The organism is Sutcliffiella tianshenii, assembly GCF_016908565.1.
GTDB lineage: Bacteria > Bacillota > Bacilli > Bacillales > Bacillaceae_I > Sutcliffiella_A > Sutcliffiella_A tianshenii.
This window is the reverse complement of record NZ_JAFBED010000001.1, coordinates 140517-158434: the sequence shown is the minus strand read 5'-3', so window position 1 is coordinate 158434 and position 17918 is coordinate 140517. Positions and strand designations below refer to the sequence as shown.

19 protein-coding genes are annotated in these 17918 nt (G+C 39.6%); 17 read left to right on the top strand and 2 right to left on the bottom strand.

What is annotated here, in order from left to right:
- The first annotated feature begins 180 nt into the window (after positions 1-180).
- The 6 genes from JOC95_RS00675 (at position 181) to secG (ending at position 6688) form a co-directional block, all read left to right on the top strand.
- Positions 181-1365, top strand: a complete 1185-nt coding sequence (locus JOC95_RS00675; RefSeq protein WP_204412500.1) for a phosphoglycerate kinase — start codon at positions 181-183, stop codon at positions 1363-1365.
- 39 nt (positions 1366-1404) lie between these two features.
- Positions 1405-2166, top strand: a complete 762-nt coding sequence (tpiA, locus tag JOC95_RS00670) for a triose-phosphate isomerase (RefSeq protein WP_204412498.1) — start codon at positions 1405-1407, stop codon at positions 2164-2166.
- Positions 2159-3694, top strand: a complete 1536-nt coding sequence (gpmI, locus tag JOC95_RS00665) for a 2,3-bisphosphoglycerate-independent phosphoglycerate mutase (protein ID WP_204412496.1) — start codon at positions 2159-2161, stop codon at positions 3692-3694. The genes tpiA and gpmI overlap by 8 nt, the downstream gene beginning before the upstream one ends.
- A 25-nt stretch (positions 3695-3719) precedes the next feature.
- A complete protein-coding gene (gene eno / locus JOC95_RS00660) occupies positions 3720-5015 on the top strand; it encodes a phosphopyruvate hydratase (RefSeq protein WP_204412494.1) in 1296 nt (431 codons plus the stop codon).
- A 249-nt stretch (positions 5016-5264) separates the two neighbouring features.
- Positions 5265-6320 carry a glycosyltransferase family 2 protein gene (locus tag JOC95_RS00655; RefSeq protein WP_204412492.1) on the top strand — a complete coding sequence of 352 codons (1056 nt, stop codon included), beginning with the start codon at positions 5265-5267 and terminating at the stop codon, positions 6318-6320.
- A 137-nt stretch (positions 6321-6457) separates the two neighbouring features.
- The gene (gene secG / locus JOC95_RS00650) at positions 6458-6688 is read left to right on the top strand and encodes a preprotein translocase subunit SecG (RefSeq protein WP_204412489.1); all 231 of its coding nucleotides are present in this window, start codon (positions 6458-6460) and stop codon (positions 6686-6688) included.
- Between the two features lie 66 nt (positions 6689-6754).
- Here secG and JOC95_RS00645 read toward each other — a convergent pair whose 3' ends face one another.
- A complete protein-coding gene (locus tag JOC95_RS00645; protein WP_204412486.1) occupies positions 6755-6883 on the bottom strand; it encodes a DNA-binding anti-repressor SinI in 129 nt (42 codons plus the stop codon).
- Entirely contained in the window at positions 6876-7253 is a 378-nt protein-coding gene (locus JOC95_RS00640; RefSeq protein ID WP_204412483.1) for a helix-turn-helix domain-containing protein, read from the bottom strand. The genes JOC95_RS00645 and JOC95_RS00640 overlap by 8 nt, the downstream gene beginning before the upstream one ends.
- 558 nt (positions 7254-7811) lie before the next feature.
- Here JOC95_RS00640 and JOC95_RS00635 point away from each other — a divergent pair.
- The 11 genes from JOC95_RS00635 (at position 7812) to JOC95_RS00585 (ending at position 17897) form a co-directional block, all read left to right on the top strand.
- Positions 7812-8534 carry a YveK family protein gene (locus JOC95_RS00635; protein ID WP_204412480.1) on the top strand — a complete coding sequence of 241 codons (723 nt, stop codon included), beginning with the start codon at positions 7812-7814 and terminating at the stop codon, positions 8532-8534.
- Positions 8515-9183 carry a polysaccharide biosynthesis tyrosine autokinase gene (locus tag JOC95_RS00630; protein ID WP_204412477.1) on the top strand — a complete coding sequence of 223 codons (669 nt, stop codon included), beginning with the start codon at positions 8515-8517 and terminating at the stop codon, positions 9181-9183. The genes JOC95_RS00635 and JOC95_RS00630 overlap by 20 nt, the downstream gene beginning before the upstream one ends.
- A 245-nt stretch (positions 9184-9428) precedes the next feature.
- A complete protein-coding gene (locus JOC95_RS00625; protein WP_239582646.1) occupies positions 9429-11276 on the top strand; it encodes a polysaccharide biosynthesis protein in 1848 nt (615 codons plus the stop codon).
- Between the two features lie 14 nt (positions 11277-11290).
- A complete protein-coding gene (gene galU / locus JOC95_RS00620) occupies positions 11291-12172 on the top strand; it encodes a UTP--glucose-1-phosphate uridylyltransferase GalU (protein WP_204413381.1) in 882 nt (293 codons plus the stop codon).
- A gap of 9 nt (positions 12173-12181) precedes the next feature.
- A complete protein-coding gene (locus JOC95_RS00615; protein WP_204413380.1) occupies positions 12182-13342 on the top strand; it encodes a glycosyltransferase in 1161 nt (386 codons plus the stop codon).
- Positions 13327-14433, top strand: a complete 1107-nt coding sequence (locus JOC95_RS00610) for a glycosyltransferase family 1 protein (RefSeq protein WP_204412474.1) — start codon at positions 13327-13329, stop codon at positions 14431-14433. The genes JOC95_RS00615 and JOC95_RS00610 overlap by 16 nt, the downstream gene beginning before the upstream one ends.
- Before the next feature lie 14 nt (positions 14434-14447).
- A complete protein-coding gene (locus tag JOC95_RS00605) occupies positions 14448-15332 on the top strand; it encodes a glycosyltransferase family 2 protein (protein WP_204412471.1) in 885 nt (294 codons plus the stop codon).
- 27 nt (positions 15333-15359) lie between these two features.
- On the top strand, positions 15360-16433 hold the full coding sequence (locus JOC95_RS00600; RefSeq protein ID WP_204412469.1) for an EpsG family protein: 1074 nt from the start codon (positions 15360-15362) through the stop codon (positions 16431-16433).
- A gap of 12 nt (positions 16434-16445) precedes the next feature.
- Entirely contained in the window at positions 16446-16598 is a 153-nt protein-coding gene (locus JOC95_RS00595) for a YwzD family small protein (RefSeq protein ID WP_204412468.1), read from the top strand.
- 25 nt (positions 16599-16623) lie between these two features.
- A complete protein-coding gene (locus tag JOC95_RS00590) occupies positions 16624-17238 on the top strand; it encodes a sugar transferase (RefSeq protein ID WP_204412465.1) in 615 nt (204 codons plus the stop codon).
- A complete protein-coding gene (locus JOC95_RS00585) occupies positions 17235-17897 on the top strand; it encodes an acetyltransferase (protein ID WP_204412463.1) in 663 nt (220 codons plus the stop codon). Before JOC95_RS00590 ends, JOC95_RS00585 begins: the two co-directional genes overlap by 4 nt.
- Positions 17898-17918: the final 21 nt, after the last annotated feature.

Below are 17918 nucleotides of genomic sequence, written 5' to 3'. Positions count from 1 at the left end.
AATTCGAAGCCATTTTACCCGCAGGATTTAAACTTCCGCTAGATAATATTTGGAATAAACCGCGAAAGCATTCTATAATAAGAAATGTGAAGTAGAGGGGGAATGGGGAACACACCCCTCCCTCTTTTCTCATGTTCAAAATGAAGCAAATAAATTCCTTTCAAGGGAGGCCGTTTGAAGATGAACAAGAAAAGTATTCGTGACATCGACGTAAAAGGCAAGCGCGTATTTTGCCGTGTGGACTTTAACGTACCGATGAAGGACGGACAAGTAACAGACGAGACTCGTATCCGTGCAGCATTGCCGACAATCAAGCATTTGGTTGATGGAGGAGCGAAAGTGTTGCTTGCGAGCCACTTGGGCCGTCCAAAAGGGCAAGTAGTGGAAGAGCTTCGCTTAAACGCGGTAGCAGCCCGTCTACAGGAGCTTCTTGGTAAAGATGTGAAAAAAGCGGATGAAGCTTACGGCGATTCTGTGAAGAACATGGTAAGCGAAATGAGCGAGGGAGACGTTCTTCTTTTGGAAAACGTACGTTTCTATCCTGGTGAAGAGAAAAATGATCCAGAACTTGCAAAAGAGTTTGCAGCACTTGCTGATGTTTACGTAAACGACGCATTCGGCGCAGCTCACCGTGCACATGCTTCCACAGAAGGAATTGCTCAGCACTTACCGGCAGTAGCAGGCCTCTTGATGGAAAAAGAATTGGAAGTACTAGGAAAAGCCCTTTCTAACCCGGAACGCCCATTCACGGCGATCATCGGTGGAGCAAAGGTTAAAGATAAAATCGGTGTGATCGAGAACCTGCTCAATAAAGTGGACAATCTGATCATCGGTGGTGGACTGGCTTACACGTTCATCAAAGCTAAAGGCTATGATGTAGGAAAGTCACTGCTTGAAGAAGATAAAATCGACCTTGCGAAATCCTTCATGGACAAAGCAAAGGAAAAAGGCGTAAACATGTACATGCCTGTCGATGTTGTCGTTGCAGACGATTTTTCCAACGATGCAAACACGAAAATAGTTCCTATTGAAGAAATCCCTAGCGACTGGGAAGGACTTGATTGCGGACCTAAATCCCGTGAAATCTACGCGGATGTGATCAAGAATTCCAAGCTTGTCATCTGGAATGGACCAATGGGAGTATTTGAACTTGATGCATTTGCCGGCGGAACAAAAGCAGTAGGTGAAGCCTTGGCAGAAGCAAAGGATACATACTCTGTCATCGGTGGGGGAGACTCTGCGGCTGCGGTTGAAAAATTTAACCTGGCAGACAAGATGAGCCATATCTCGACAGGTGGCGGTGCTTCCCTTGAGTTCATGGAAGGCAAAGAGCTTCCTGGAGTAGTGGCACTGAACGATAAGTAATACAGCAAGATAAAATCTGGCTTTGAAAGGAAGGATACCATGCGTAAACCAATTATTGCTGGTAACTGGAAGATGCACAAAACGCTTTCTGAAGCGACAAGCTTTGTGGAAGAGGTAAAAGGACTTGTACCTTCTACAGATAAAGTGGACGCAGTTGTATGTGCGCCTGCATTATTCTTAGAGCGTCTTGTTTCAAATGTGGAAGGAAAAGACCTGAAAATCGGTGCACAGAACATGCACTTTGAAGATAGGGGAGCATTCACTGGCGAAGTGAGCCCTGTTGCGTTAAAAGACATCGGTGTATCCTATGTAGTCCTTGGTCACTCCGAGCGTCGCGAAATGTTTGCAGAAACGGACGAAACAGTGAACAAGAAAACTCTTGCAGCTTTCAAACATGGCCTAACGCCGATCGTTTGCTGCGGTGAAACGCTTGAAGAGCGTGAGTCCGGCAAGACGAACGACATCGTAGGAGATCAGGTGAAAAAAGCTTTAACAGGCTTAACTTCTGATCAAGTAAAAACGACTGTCATCGCATACGAGCCTATCTGGGCAATCGGAACAGGCAAATCTTCCACTGCTGAAGATGCAAACGAAACTTGCGCACACATCCGCAGTGTCATCGCGTCTGAATTTGACCAGGCTGCAGCAGATGCAGTCCGCATTCAGTACGGCGGAAGCGTAAAGCCTACTAACATCGCAGAATACATGGCTCAATCAGATATCGATGGGGCGCTTGTAGGCGGAGCGAGCTTAGAGGCACAATCTTTCTTACAGCTTTTGGAGGCAGGTAAGAATGAGTAAAAAGCCAGTAGCATTAATCATCTTGGACGGTTTCGCATTGCGCGGCGAGACAATGGGTAATGCCGTTGCGCAAGCGAATAAACCGAACTTCGATCATTTCTGGAATACGTATCCCCATGCTGAATTGACGGCAAGCGGGGAAGCAGTCGGGCTACCGGAAGGACAGATGGGCAACTCCGAGGTTGGACATTTGAATATCGGTGCCGGCCGCATCGTATACCAAAGTTTGACACGTGTGAATGTGGCAATCCGCGAAGGCGATTTTTATGAAAATGAAAGCTTCCTGAACGCCATCAATCATGCAAAACAAAACGGCAAGAACCTGCACATCTTCGGCTTGCTTTCCGATGGTGGGGTTCACAGCCATATCCAGCATCTATTTGCCCTTTTAAAACTGGCAAAAAGAGAAGGCCTGGAGCGCGTCTACATCCATGGTTTCCTGGATGGCCGCGATGTTGCACCAAAAAGCGCGTCTGAGTTCATCAAGCAGCTGAACGAACTGCTTCTCGATCTTGGAGTCGGCGAAATCGCAACAATCTCTGGACGCTATTACTCCATGGACCGTGACAAGCGCTGGGATCGTGTGGAAAAGTCGTACCGCGCCATGGTTTACGGAGAAGGCCCGACCTACTCCAATGCGATGGAATGCGTCAATGACTCCTACAACAACGGAATCTTTGATGAGTTCGTCCTTCCTTCTGTCATGACAAAGGAAGATGGAAGCCCAGTTGCCACCATCCAGGAGGACGATGCGGTCATTTTCTATAATTTCCGCCCGGACCGAGCGATCCAGATTTCCAACACGTTCACAAACAAGGACTTCCGTTCCTTCGACCGTGGACCGAAGCACCCGGACAACCTGATGTTCGTCTGCTTCACACATTTCAGTGAAACCGTGGACGGATATGTAGCGTTCAAGCCTGTCGGAATGGATAATACGCTTGGTGAAGTACTATCCCAAAACGGCCTGAAGCAGCTGCGCATTGCCGAAACGGAAAAATATCCACATGTTACCTTCTTTATGAGCGGTGGACGTGAGGATGCATTCCCTGGTGAGGAACGTCTTTTGATTGACTCACCAAAAGTGGCAACCTACGACCTGAAGCCGGAAATGAGTGCCTATGAAGTGACAAGCGCACTCCTGGCCGAAATAGAGGCGGACAAACATGATGCGATCATCCTGAACTTTGCAAACCCTGATATGGTCGGACACTCCGGAATGCTTGAGCCAACCATCAAGGCTGTGGAAGTGACAGATGAATGCTTAGGAAAAGTGGTAAATGCCATCCTTGAAAAAGATGGTGTGGCAATCATCACCGCAGACCACGGAAATGCCGATGAAGTAGTCACGACGGAAGGTAACCCAATGACTGCACATACAACAAATCCAGTACCTGTGATCGTAACGCGCAAAGGCGCGGAATTACGTGACGGCGGTATTCTTGGCGATTTGGCTCCAACAGTGTTAGACTTGCTTGGAGTGGCAAAACCGAATGAAATGACTGGAACGTCTTTAATTAAAAAATAAATTCAACTAAAAAGGAGCGTTTTACATGCCAATTATCTCTGATATTTACGCACGCGAAGTCCTCGACTCCCGCGGTAACCCAACAATCGAAGTAGAAGTTTACACAGAATCAGGTGCGTTCGGACGCGCATTAGTACCAAGTGGAGCATCAACTGGTGAATACGAAGCAGTTGAACTTCGCGACGGTGACAAATCCCGTTACCTAGGAAAAGGTGTTCAACAAGCGGTTGAAAACGTGAACGAGCACATCGCTCCTGAATTGGTAGGTCTTTTCGATGTTCTTGAGCAAGTGGCAATCGACGAAGCATTGATCGAGCTTGACGGTACAGAAAACAAAGGAAAATTAGGTGCAAATGCAATTCTTGGTGTTTCCATGGCAGTAGCTCGCGCAGCAGCTGACTTCCTTGAAGTTCCTTTATACCAATACCTAGGCGGATTCAACGCAAAAACTCTTCCAGTACCAATGATGAACATCATCAACGGTGGAGAGCACGCTGACAACAACGTAGACATCCAGGAATTCATGGTAATGCCTGTTGGAGCGGAAAACTTCAAAGAAGCATTGCGTATGGGCGCTGAAATCTTCCACGCACTTAAATCAGTATTAAGCGCAAAAGGCTTGAACACTGCTGTAGGTGACGAAGGAGGATTCGCTCCAAACCTTGGTTCAAACGAAGAAGCACTTCAAACAATCATCGAAGCGATCGAAAAAGCTGGCTACAAGCCAGGCGAGCAAGTAATGCTGGCAATGGATGCTGCAGCTTCTGAGTTCTACAACAAAGAAGACGGCAAATACCACCTTAAAGGTGAAGGCGTAGTATACACTTCTGAGGAAATGGTAAGCTTCTACGAAAAAATGGCTGAAAAATACCCAATCATCTCCATCGAAGACGGCTTGGACGAGAACGACTGGGAAGGCTTCAAGCTACTGACTGAGCGTATCGGAAGCAAAGTTCAACTTGTAGGGGACGATCTTTTCGTAACGAACACAAAGAAATTGTCTGAAGGTATCGAACGCAAAATCGGTAACTCCATCCTGATCAAAGTGAACCAAATCGGTACACTTACAGAAACTTTCGAAGCAATCGAAATGGCAAAACGCGCTGGCTACACTGCAGTCATCTCCCACCGTTCCGGTGAAACAGAAGACAGCACAATCGCCGACATCGCCGTAGCAACAAACTCCGGCCAAATCAAAACAGGCGCACCATCCCGTACAGACCGCGTAGCAAAATACAACCAACTACTTCGCATCGAAGACCAGCTTGGCGACACTGCGCGTTATGATGGGTTGAAATCCTTTTATAATTTGAAGAAATAACAAAAAATACCCCGGCCGAGGCCGGGGTATTTTTTGTTATTCTTCACCGTAAAGGAGCCAGACCATCCACAGAATCTTTATAGGTACCACTAGCATTGCACTTACAATGCATAATAAACAACGCACGACCGCAAGGATCAGGCCCGCACTAGAGTTGGTTTCTATTTTTGTGAAAAACGTTGCGTTCTTTATAAAGAACGTGGTATTGTTATATTAAAACAAAAATTATTAGAAATCTTGGAGGTGCAAATGAATACTGTTAGCGTAATAGTACCCATATATAATGCAGGAAAATATCTAAAGAAATGCATTAACTCAATTCTTAAGCAAACCTACAAAGAAATTGAAGTAGTTTTAGTGAATGACGGGTCAACTGATAATAGCTTAGACATTTGTGAAAAATTCACTAAGATAGACAAAAGAGTAAAATTAATTAATAAGAATAATGAAGGCTGTATAGCTACAAGAAGAAAAGGTTTAGAGGTTTCTAACTCTCCTTATATTATGTTTGTTGACGCGGATGATTGGATTCATGTAGAGACTGTGGAAACATTACTTAATGCAATCGTTCAAAGTAATAGTGATATTGCAGTATGTGATATGTATAAAGTAATAGGAAATAGTGCAATAATTAAGCATAAAAATGAGAGTATTTATTTTAGAAAAAACAGAGTATATGAAAAAATTGATATTAACAATGAATTAGTAGTAGCATATTTACATGGGCATCCCTTTCCGTCTAATTTATGTGCAAAGTTGTACAAGAAGGAATTATTAATTACAAGCGGCAAGTATCTTAACAGAATACATTTCTTTGGTGAAGACTTGTATTACAATTTGGAAATGCTTTTAAAATCAAATAGAGTAAAAGTTATTAATAGACCATTGTATTATTATAGGTTTGGTGGTACTTCAAGTAAATATATGTCGTATCTATTTAATGATGCAATCAATGGATATCAAATACAAAAAGAAGTAATTGAAGACTATTTTTTGGATAGTAAACAGAAAAGGTATAATGGAGTAAGTATAATGCTATTAAATACATTAAGAACCTGTTTAATGAACTTATTTTTTAGTAATTTAAGTGAAAGTGATATTTACGAAAAAATTAATGAGTTTGTGAAAAACAAAAGTATAAGAGAGTGTTTAAAAAATGAGGGATGTAGAAAATATTTTCCAAATGACTATCTAAATGCTATTGAAAAACAAAATCTTGAATTTTTATATAAACTCGGTGAAAAAGATTATAAGAAGCAAAAGCCACGGAAAATAATAATGAAATTACTATCCAATGTATGTTAATGTAAGTTATTTAGTTTCCGGAATATCAATTGATTTGTGTATAGTTTAATTTATACAAATAGTACACTTGTCCCCCTTCACAATATATGGTACATTTAATGTAATGTTATATGTGCGTTGCAGGAGGTGTAGTTTACATGACGATCTTATTAACTATCTTACTTATTATTGTAGCACTAGGACTTATCGCAGTAGTTTTACTTCAATCCGGTAAAAGTGCCGGCCTTTCCGGAGCGATCTCCGGAGGAGCAGAAACACTTTTCGGAAAACAAAAAGCGCGCGGTCTAGACCTTATCCTACACCGTACGACAGTTGTTCTTTCCGTGTTATTCTTCATCCTAACACTGACAATTGCTTATTTTGCTTAATAAATAAAACCACTCTCCCAATTGGAAGAGTGGTTTTTACTATTTTATGATAGGAAATGATGATGCTTAATTATTAACTAATGCCTCACGAATTGTTGATTCCATAAAAAAAATCCTTATTTCCTCTTCCGTCAAACCTATTTCTTTAGCTTCAAGTATTAAATCGACCCATTCCGAATCTAAATCATTAGCCACTTGTGCCTTCCTCCTTACTGCTTTTTTGACTGTACATTTGCCATTTTTGAAATTGGAGATAATCACGATATTTAACGAAGTCCTCTTTTGTCATACCTTCTCGGATGGCTTTCTGGATTAACTTTTTCCATTCCTCATCTACAATATTTCTGTTTTTTTCTACTTTAGCAATCGACGCCCCGTCTAGAAGATATTCTATGTCTGTCCCTAAACTTAATGATATCTTTTGAAGAAACTGCAACGAAGGATTTGTTTGAAGATCCCGTTCTAAATAACTTAAATATGATTTTGATACGCCAGCTTTTTCAGCAAGCTCGCTTAACGAATACCCCTTGCTTTTCCTTAGCTTTCTAATCCGCTCTCCTATCATTATCTATCTCCTTATTTTTATGTATAAAGTTCATTATATAGCACAATTTGTTCTTTGAAAAAAACGAAAAGATTAGAAAACGAGCGAAAAATGAAGATAATGAAAGAAAAAGATTCTTTATAATAAAAAAATAGATAGATTCAATGTTTTTTATTAAGAACGAAATGTTATATAATTCTTATCAAAATTCATAAATTAAGGATGATTACCCTCGATGTACATGAAAATTTGCAGTAGATGCAAGCATAACTCTTATAGCAGTTTTGAATTTGGGAGTTGGGAATGTCCCAGTTGCAAATATGATATTACTGATCAGAATAAATTCATGGCAAACCGGAATTTTGTAAGAGAAAAACTAAAGCTTGGAAAGAAGATAATTACACTTACTTTAAGAAAGAGTGAATTTAATAGCGTAGTTTGAACAAAAGAAGCGAAATTGTTCGTTGACATGTTCTATATAATGAACTATAATTTGGTTAAATCCAATATTGTAAATTTTTTTACATTGGTCGTTCTTAATAAAGCATAGTGTTTTTTACAAGAAAGTAGGCGAAAGTCATGAATAATGGGAAAGAAAAGGAAATAGAAATCAGTAAAATAATTAAGCTACTTATAAAAAAGTCTTGGATACTGATTCTAATAGTAATGATTACAACAGCCGCTTCAGCATTTTACAAGTCAATTTCCAAGCCGACCCCCCTTTACCAAACATCCGCCAGTTTACTTATACAGGATAGTTCAAGTTTTATTAACACTCTGATGGTATTTGTAAAAGAGCCACCTGTGCTACAGTCGGTCATTCAGGAACTTGACCTGCAGAGATCTATGGAAAGCTTAAGTAATCAAATAAGTGTTCATACGGTCGAAAGTTCGCAAATAGTTAAAATAGCTGTGATTGACTCCGATCCCCATCGGTCTGCGGAAATTGCTAACAAAACAGCGGAAGTTTTTAAATCCCAAGTCGCGAGCACGTTGGATTTCAATTCCATTGAAATATTATCACCAGCAGAAGTAAAGGAAAATCAGCAGCCAATAAATCCAGAATCCAACCGTTTAATACAAATAGGATTTGTGCTTGGCATCATTATAGGGATTGGATTCATTTTCTTACTGGACACTCTTGATAACAAAATAAGATCTGAGCGTGATTTGGAAAATTTATTGGAAGTCCCTGTACTTGGAACTGTTTCAAAATATAAAAAGAAAATACTTTCCAACAATAAAGAGAAAAAGAGTGAATCCTATGTAAGAGGTGACGTCAGTGAATCTAAATCTATTTAAAAAGGGTTTTAAGCGCAACATCAAACAAACACCTCAATCATTAATCGAAGAGATAGAAAGAATCAGGTTGAATGTCGAATTTTCATCATTTGAAAATAAATGTAAAACTCTTATATTCACATCCCCAAGTTATAAAGAAGGAAAGACGACCATCGTCACTCACCTGGCAGCTGCCTTGGCAGAAAACGGCCAGACTGTGCTTCTTATCGATACAGACATAAAGAAGCCAACCTTGCATAAGGTATTCAAAATAAAAAATACGATGGGCTTGACTAATATCCTGACTGGGCAAAAAACATTCGAGGAAACCGTCAACCAAACAAATATCGGTAGATTAAGAGTATTAACAGCCGGACCTATCCCATATAGTACAGAAAAAATATTCAAATCCATCACCTTGGATCAACTTCTTGAAGGGATATCAAGCTCCTTTGATTACATACTTATCGATTCAGCTCCAGCTCTGAAAGGGAATGATACGAGGATATTTGCCAGTAAATGTGATGGAGTCATCCTCGTCGTTAAAAATGGTAAAACAGAAAATTCTCTTGCACTAGAAGCAAAGAAAGCTTTGGAAATAGCCAAGGCAAACTTGCTTGGTGTCATATTGAATGCGAAGCCTAGAGGATTATTAAATAAATTTTTTTAAACCTTTCGTTCTTAATTAAGAAAATTTATGACTATATAACGGCGATGTCTCCTTGCCGGTATCAATGGAGGCACTCGATCATGCTGTGGGTGTAACAGCCTTAGACACAAGTTGTCGGTAGTGTGGTGTGAGGGCGGGTTGAATGCCCATGTTTAATTAAATTCCTTAGGGATGGAACCGAAGTAGTATTCGATCTATCCTTAAGGAATTTAAACAAAAACCATTTTCAGGAGGGAGGAAGTGAATTGACAGGTTTTGTCAGAGTGTCTTTTTTATTGTTTACAGATTTATTATTACTTTTTCTCGCTATTATTTTAGGTGATTTCCTGGCAAACGGGAGTACCCTAGATGGAAAAATTCAAACTTCACTCTTTTCCATTATTTTTTTGCTTATGGGACATTCACTGATTTCACACAAGTATAAGCTGTATAGGAAGGCATGGGAGTATGCGAGTGTGGGGGAATTATACATAATTATTAAGATCGTTACGTTAAACACACTAATTACAGCTACAGCACAACTTCTAATACTAGACGGAATCCAAACGCGATTCCTTATATCATCCTGGTTTATATACCTGGTATGCGTTGGTGGGTCTCGATTCGCTTGGAGGATAATAAGAGACAGTTACTTGATCAAAAAGGAGTCTGTAAAGCGGACCCTGATTGTAGGAGCAGGTGCGGCAGGTAGAATGGTAGCCAGACAGTTATTAAATAACCCCGCTTCTGAGTTACAGCCCGTAGCATTTATAGATGATGATGCAAAAAAGAGAAATTTGGATATTTTGGGTATTCCCGTTGTAGGATCCAGACAGGATATTGCAGATACAGTCGAAAATTTGGCAATAGATCATATTGTCATAGCCATTCCTTCTTTGCATCAGAAAGAACTCCATAAAATATTCCTGGAATGCGGAAAGACGAATGCAAAGACTCAAACACTCCCAATGTTGGAAGATCTTATGACAGGCAAGGTTTCTGTGAACAATTTCAGAGATGTACAAGTGGAGGATCTATTAGGAAGACCGCCGGTAGAATTGGATATTAATAGTATTTCAGAAACCATCACTAATAGAGTCGTTCTAGTCACTGGGGCTGGTGGATCTATAGGATCAGAAATTTGCCGTCAGGTTTCCATGTTTAATCCAGCCAAACTTATTTTGCTGGGCCATGGTGAAAATAGTATCTACTCCATTGAAATGGAGCTAAAAGAGACATATAAAAACACCAAAATAGAATTTATCACCGAAATTGCAGATATACAGGATAGTAAGAAAATGAACACGGTAATGGAAAGACATTCTCCCTATATTGTTTATCATGCCGCAGCACATAAACATGTACCTTTGATGGAAAGGAATCCAGAAGAGGCCGTAAAGAACAATGTACTGGGAACAAAAAATGTGGCACTTGCGGCAAATTGGAACAACGTCCACACCTTTGTCATGATTTCTTCAGATAAAGCAGTCAATCCTACGAGCGTGATGGGAGCCACGAAGCGATTAGCGGAGATGATTATACAGGATCTTGATAAAAAGAGTACAACGAAATTTATTGCTGTACGATTTGGAAATGTGTTAGGTAGTCGTGGAAGTGTCATTCCTTTGTTTAAAAAGCAGATACTTGTTGGGGGACCAGTTACGGTTACCCACCCTGACATGATCCGGTATTTTATGACCATCCCCGAAGCTTCCAGACTTGTTATCCAGGCAGGTAGCCTTGCCCGGGGTGGAGAAATCTTTGTCCTTGACATGGGTGAACCAGTAAAAATACTGGATTTGGCCAAGAACCTTATTAAGCTTTCCGGTCATTCTGTGGAAGATATTGGAATTGAATATTCGGGTGTAAGACCAGGAGAGAAGCTTTTTGAAGAACTATTAAATGAAAATGAAATACAAGAAAAGCAAGTCTATCCAAAGATTTATATCGGGAAAACCTCTCAATTATATATGAATGAAATCGGGGAGTTACTTGAAACACTTGAAGAATCTGAAAGCCAGCATATCAGAGAAACATTACTGAATCTGGCTAACAGAAAAGTAGTGGAGGAAGAACAGCCAGTATCAAAAGTGATGCTATCGGTAACAGGATAAATGAGGGAGTGAGTATAGTGAAAGTAAGAAAGGCAATTATACCGGCAGCTGGCCTTGGAACCAGGTTCCTTCCAGCAACAAAGGCTATGCCAAAAGAAATGCTGCCAATCGTAGATAAACCAACCATCCAATATATTGTGGAAGAGGCAATTGAGTCAGGAATCGAAGACATAATTATCGTGACAGGAAAAGGAAAAAGAGCAATCGAGGATCACTTTGATCATTCATTTGAGCTTGAGCAAAACTTATTGAACAAAGGGAAAGTAGAACTGTTAAATGAAGTGCAGAAATCCTCTAAGATGGTGGATATTCATTATATTCGCCAGAAGGAGCCAAAAGGGTTAGGTCATGCCATATGGTGCGCACGAAAGTTTATTGGTAATGAGCCGTTTGCTGTTTTGTTAGGCGATGATATTATCCAATCTGAAACACCTTGTTTAAGACAGATGATGGATCAATACGATCGATTCAGCTCCAGCATATTGGGTGTTCAAAGTGTAATTCCAGAACAAGTATCCAGATATGGGATTGTAGATGGTAAAGAAATCAACAACCGCTTTTATAACATTAATGCCTTAGTAGAAAAGCCGAAATTGGAAGAATCGCCTTCCAACCTCGCCATCATGGGGAGATATATCCTGACACCAAGGATTTTCGACATACTTGAAACACAAGCACCAGGAGCAGGAGGAGAAATTCAACTAACAGATGCAATCGCCGCATTGAATCATTTTGAAGCTGTCTATGCCTACGAGTTTGAAGGAAAGCGGTACGATGTTGGGGAAAAAATGGGTTTTATTGAAACAACTATTGAATTTGCTCTAAAGCATGAAGATCTGAGGTTTCCATTACTGGAGTTCCTTTCTGGTGTTATGAATAGGGAAACAATTAAATAGTGGGTGAAAATAATGGCTAAAAAAATTCTGTTTTGTGCAACGGTCGATTACCATTTTAAAGCATTCCATCTTCCTACGATGAAATGGTTCAAAGAACAAGGATGGGAAGTGCATGTTGCAGCATCCGGGAACATCTCGTTGCCATTTACAGATCTGAAATACAATATCCCCATTCAACGATCACCTTTTAATCTAGGAAATATCCAAGCATACAAGGAATTAAAAACTATCATAGCTGAAAACCAATATACTATCGTACACTGTCATACCCCACTTGGAGGAGTGCTGGCCCGTCTAGCTTCGACGAATTCCAGAAAGGCAGGGGCGAAAGTTATTTATACTGCACATGGTTTTCACTTTTGTAAAGGTGCTCCATTATTAAACTGGATCATCTATTATCCTATTGAGAAGTTACTGGCCCGCTTAACGGATTGCTTGATAACCATCAATACAGAAGACTACAGCCTGGCAGTTGACCACCAGTTTAAAGCTGCGAGAATCGACTTGGTAAATGGAGTAGGTGTTGATACAACAAGGTTTCAACCAATTACAGAAAAGCAGAAAAAAGAGCGTCGACTCAAGCTTGGCTTCAAGCAGGATGACTTTCTTCTATTTTATGCAGGAGAATTCAATAAAAATAAAAATCAAAAACTTCTCATAAAAGCCATGGCAAACCTGAAAGACGAGCTTCCTAAAGCTCGTCTTTTGCTTGCAGGCGAAGGAACGCTATTGGCAGAATGTGAAAAGTTGGCAGAAAGACTTGGAGTATCGTCACAAGTGGAATTCCTGGGATTCAGAAAAGACATCGACCAGATCCTCCCAGCATGTGACGTCGCGGTAGGATCCAGTTTCCGAGAAGGCCTTCCGGTGAATATTATGGAAGCCATGGCTTGTGGGCTACCAGTTGTTGCGAGTGACAACCGCGGACACCGGGAACTGGTGAAGGTTGGATGGAATGGGTTCCTGATAAAGGATATGGATGTTGAGAGTTTTCAACATTCATTGAAAAAAATTTATCTGAATAGAAAGATGGGAAAATCATTGGGGGAAAACGGCAGACAATACATACAACTTAAATTCAATAAAGAGAGCGTCTTTAATCAACTAGCCATGGTGTATAAAGATTTCATGAATGACAAAGAGGTGAGAAGGCTTTGGGAAGCCCATTAAGAGTACTGCATGTTGTTGTTAATATGAATCGTGGTGGTGCTGAAACTCTTTTGATGAACTTATATAGAAACATTGACCGATCAAGAATCCAGTTTGATTTCCTTACATGTAAAGAAGGGGTATTTGACCAAGAAATTCAAAGGCTAGGTGGTACGGTTCATCGTATTCCTTATATTTCAGATGTTGGACACAGGGGATATATCAGAGAACTGAACCACTTTTTTAGATCTCATAAGGAGTATAAAATAGTGCATTCACACTTGGATAAGATGAGTGGACTTGTCTTAAAGGTTGCAAAGGATCATAATATCCCAAATCGAATTGCACATAGTCATAATACGAGTAGTGAAGGAAGTATGTTTGCCCGATTATATAAATGGTATATAGGTAAAGCGATTTTGAAAAATGCAACTCACTATCTCGCATGCTCGAATAAAGCTGCTCAGTGGTTGTTCAAACGACAAAATAAGAATGCGAGAGTCCTTAAAAACGGAATTGAGCCTGGGACCTTTATGTTTTCACCTCATGGCAGGGATAAGGTAAAAGAAGAATTCCAACTTGATAGTTCTGCATTTGTATTGGGTCATATCGGTAGGTTTAATAAACAAAAGAATCATTCGTATTTGCTGGATGTATTTGCAAAAGTGGCTAAGGAGAATAAGCATGTATATCTTTTACTGATAGGAGACGGACTATTACGTAAAGAGTTGGAAAAGAAGGTTCACCATTTAGGTTTGGGGAAAAGAGTCATTTTCTCGGGTGTGAGAAGTGATATTCCTAGCCTATTACAAGGGATAGATTTGTTTGTATTCCCTTCCTTGCACGAGGGTTTACCGGTTACATTGGTTGAGGCCCAATGTGCAGGAGTACCATGCCTGATTTCAGATACTATTACGAATGAAGTTGATTTGGGATTGGATTTGGTAAAGTTCCTACCATTGAAAGTACAAGAAAAATGGGTGAGGGAGATTAATTTGCTCTCACAAACAACTAAGAATAGATCTACAGATTCTGCCTCAGCATTAACTGAGAAAGGGTATGACATCAGAAACACGGCATCATGGGTGGAAGGTTTTTACTCAGCGATATAAAGGGTGGCATGGAAATGAAATTATTGACGGTATTTACACCAACATATAATAGAAGCTATTGTCTTGGGAGATGTTACGAAAGTTTAAAAGATCAAACAAGCAAAGATTTCATTTGGTTAATTATCGATGACGGGTCAACTGATGGAACGAAAGAATTAGTTGATACCTGGAGAAACGAAAACCAGATAGAAATAGTGTACATCTGGCAAGAAAATCAAGGGATGCATGGCGCCCATAACACTGCCTATGAGCATATCACAACCGAATTAAATGTATGTATTGATTCGGATGACTATATGCCAGAGGATGCGGTAGAGAAAATAGTATCCTTTTGGAAAGAACATGGAAGCGACAAAGTAAGCGGAATTGTTGGCTTAGATCTTTTTACAAACGGTAAGATTATTGGGACACCATTACCTAAAGATCACAAAACATCCACACTTTTCAATTTGTATTACAGACACGACGTAAAGGGAGATAAAAAGTTAGTATACAGAACAGAATTAACTAAAAGATATCCCTATCCCATTTTTAAAGGAGAAAAATATGTAGGCCTTGCTTATAAGTATTATAAACTGGATCAAGACTACGAATTACTTATCATGAATGAAGCATTATGTATCGTGGAGTATCTTCCTGATGGTTCATCAGTAAATATGTTAAGGCAATATCGTAAGAATCCAAAGGGATTTGCATTTTATCGAAAAGAATTGATGAAGCTCCCATTTGTAGGTTTTACATTCAAGGTTAGGCAAGCTATTCACTATGTATCAAGCAGTTTGTTCATGAATAACAGGAATTTCATTTCCGATGCTCCTGACAAGGGAATAACAACCTTGGCCATCCCATTTGGGTATCTGCTGTATTTGTATATTGTTTCGAAAACAAGGATTGCTTAGAGTGCTGTTCATGAAAGGATTAAAAAAATGACTGTACTTTATCTTAACCTGTTAATTGTGTTTTCCTTGGCTTTTGCCGCTCGTTACTTTTCCATGCCTGCTATGTCTATTTCCATATACTCGCCTGTTGAGATTAAACCAAATAGATATTTAACGATGTTGGCCACGATCACACTAATATTAGTATCAGGATTACGTACAAATATCGGGGACACATATTTTTATCGGCACTCTTTTCAGATACAGGATTTTTCTTGGGGGTTTGTATGGAGTGAAAAGGATATAGGATTTGGCATCCTTCAAATGATATTAAAAAGTTTGTCTGGAGATCCACAAATTTTAATACTAGCAACAGCATTTATAACCAATTTGCTAATCGTATTAGTCCTATACAAGTACTCTAGAATGATAGAACTTAGCCTCTTTGTTTATATAACAAGTGGCTTGTTCTTAGTCTCAATGAATGGCATAAGACAATTTCTTGCTGCAGCCATTATTTTTGCAGCGACAAAATACATCATGGATGGAAGTTGGAAAAGATTCATTGTAGTTGTCTTATTTGCTTCCACCTTTCATCAAAGTGCACTCATACTTATTCCTATCTATTTTTTGGTCAGGAGAAAAGCCTGGACCAAGTCTACATTTGCTTTGTTAGTTGTTGCTATGATTGTTGTAGTTGGGTATAACCAATTTTCAAGCTTACTTTTTAGTGCGTTGGAGGATACCCAATACGGACATTACAGCGAGTTCTCGGAAGGTGGCGCCAGTATTCTAAGGGTAGTAGTTTATGCTGCGCCATTATTTATCGCGTATTTAGGCAGAGAGAAGCTTAGAAATATCTTCCCCAATAGTGATTATATTGTAAACCTCTGTATATTGAATCTGATCTTCATGATAATTGCTTCCCAGAACTGGATTTTTGCAAGGTTTACTATTTACTTTGGTTTATACAATTTAATCTTAATTGCTTGGGTAGTTAGGTTAGTAAAAGAAAAAGATCAAAAGTTCCTCTATTATGGGATTTTTATTTTCTACTTAGTTTACTTTTACTATGAACATGTCATCGCATTGGGTATTTCGTACAAGAGCAATTATTTATAAGGAGTCTAAATTATGTCAATAGGAGATAAATGTACACAGGAAAAGTTACAAAACATACTGCTTTCCATCTATAAAAAAGGGCAGGAGTCGAAAGACATCAGTGTCCTTGAAGTGATTGAAGATATTAAAATCGAGTTTTTGAACATAAATAGCAATGGAGATTAAGCCATTATAAAAGGGGGCAAAGAAAATGAAAAGAATTGTAGATATCATCTTATCATTACTCTTATTATCATTACTTTCCCCCATCATTGTAGTTGTTCCGATTTTAATTAAGTTTAAACTAGGATCACCAATCTTCTTCAAACAGCAAAGACCAGGTCTGAATGGAAAACCGTTCATCCTTTATAAATTTAGAACCATGACAAATTCTGTGGATAAGTATGGAAGATATCTTTCAGATGAATTAAGGTTAACCTCATTCGGATCATTCTTAAGAAGGTACAGTCTGGATGAAATTCCGCAATTTATAAATGTCTTAAAAGGTGAACTTAGTATAGTAGGACCAAGACCACTCTTAATGGAATACCTCCCACTTTATAGTAAGGAGCAATTTAAGAGGCATTTAGTGAAGCCTGGAATTACTGGGTGGGCACAAGTGAATGGACGAAATGCAATCTCTTGGGAGGAGAAGTTTGACTTAGACGTTTGGTATGTCAGAAACTACTCCTTTTTCCTTGATATGAAAATCCTCTTTTTAACGGTTGTAAAAGTATTGAAAAGGGAAGGGATAACCCAACCTGGATATGCTACGATTCAACCTTTTTCCAAAGTGAAATCAAGAGTTGGTGGTGGTCATGGATGAATAAAGTGATTATTGTCGGTCAAGGCGGACATAGCAAAGTAGTCAGTGAAGCTATTGCTTTACAGGGGGACACAAAAATCATTGGATATTTAGATGATAATTATCATGAACTGAAGCTTGAAAATGAGGTATATTTGGGTCCCATCCGATCAAACAAAGAATTACTACTAATTGATCCGGACATTAAGTTTATCATTGCAATCGGAAATAACAAAGTGAGAAAAATAATCGTGGAGAAAATGGCCTTGAAAGAAACACAGTATCTTAAAGTGGTTCACCCCAAAGCGGTAATCAGTGCCTCCGCAACAATAGGAGTCGGTGCGGTTATACTCGCGAATGCCGTAGTTAACACGGATGCAAAGATAGGAGCGCATGCGATTATTAACACCAGCGGTATTGTGGAGCATGATAATGTCGTTGAGGACTTTGCACATATATCTCCTCATGCAACCTTGACAGGCACGGTTCATATCGAAGAAGGTGTGCATATCGGGGCAGGAGCCAATGTTATACCGAACATAAGTATTGGGAAATGGTCCACGATCGGAGCAGGTGCAACAGTAATAAACCATATACCTGCATTTAGTACAGCGGTAGGTGTCCCTGCCAGGATAAAAGCGAAAGAAGGTGATGAGGTTGTCGCAATCAATATCCAATAATAGAATCTATCTGTCCCCCCC

Bases quoted from the DNA above. Each gene is read 5' to 3' on its own strand.
- JOC95_RS00595 (WP_204412468.1), top strand. From the start codon at position 16,446: ATGTCAATAGGAGATAAATGTACACAGGAAAAGTTACAAAACATACTG.
- JOC95_RS00640 (WP_204412483.1), bottom strand. From the start codon at position 7,253: ATGATAGGAGAGCGGATTAGAAAGCTAAGGAAAAGCAAGGGGTATTCG.
- JOC95_RS00655 (WP_204412492.1), top strand. From the start codon at position 5,265: ATGAATACTGTTAGCGTAATAGTACCCATATATAATGCAGGAAAATAT.
- tpiA (WP_204412498.1), top strand. From the start codon at position 1,405: ATGCGTAAACCAATTATTGCTGGTAACTGGAAGATGCACAAAACGCTT.
- gpmI (WP_204412496.1), top strand. From the start codon at position 2,159: ATGAGTAAAAAGCCAGTAGCATTAATCATCTTGGACGGTTTCGCATTG.
- JOC95_RS00585 (WP_204412463.1), top strand. From the start codon at position 17,235: ATGAATAAAGTGATTATTGTCGGTCAAGGCGGACATAGCAAAGTAGTC.
- secG (WP_204412489.1), top strand. From the start codon at position 6,458: ATGACGATCTTATTAACTATCTTACTTATTATTGTAGCACTAGGACTT.
- JOC95_RS00590 (WP_204412465.1), top strand. From the start codon at position 16,624: ATGAAAAGAATTGTAGATATCATCTTATCATTACTCTTATTATCATTA.
- JOC95_RS00675 (WP_204412500.1), top strand. From the start codon at position 181: ATGAACAAGAAAAGTATTCGTGACATCGACGTAAAAGGCAAGCGCGTA.
- JOC95_RS00600 (WP_204412469.1), top strand. From the start codon at position 15,360: ATGACTGTACTTTATCTTAACCTGTTAATTGTGTTTTCCTTGGCTTTT.
- JOC95_RS00605 (WP_204412471.1), top strand. From the start codon at position 14,448: ATGAAATTATTGACGGTATTTACACCAACATATAATAGAAGCTATTGT.
- eno (WP_204412494.1), top strand. From the start codon at position 3,720: ATGCCAATTATCTCTGATATTTACGCACGCGAAGTCCTCGACTCCCGC.
- JOC95_RS00635 (WP_204412480.1), top strand. From the start codon at position 7,812: ATGAATAATGGGAAAGAAAAGGAAATAGAAATCAGTAAAATAATTAAG.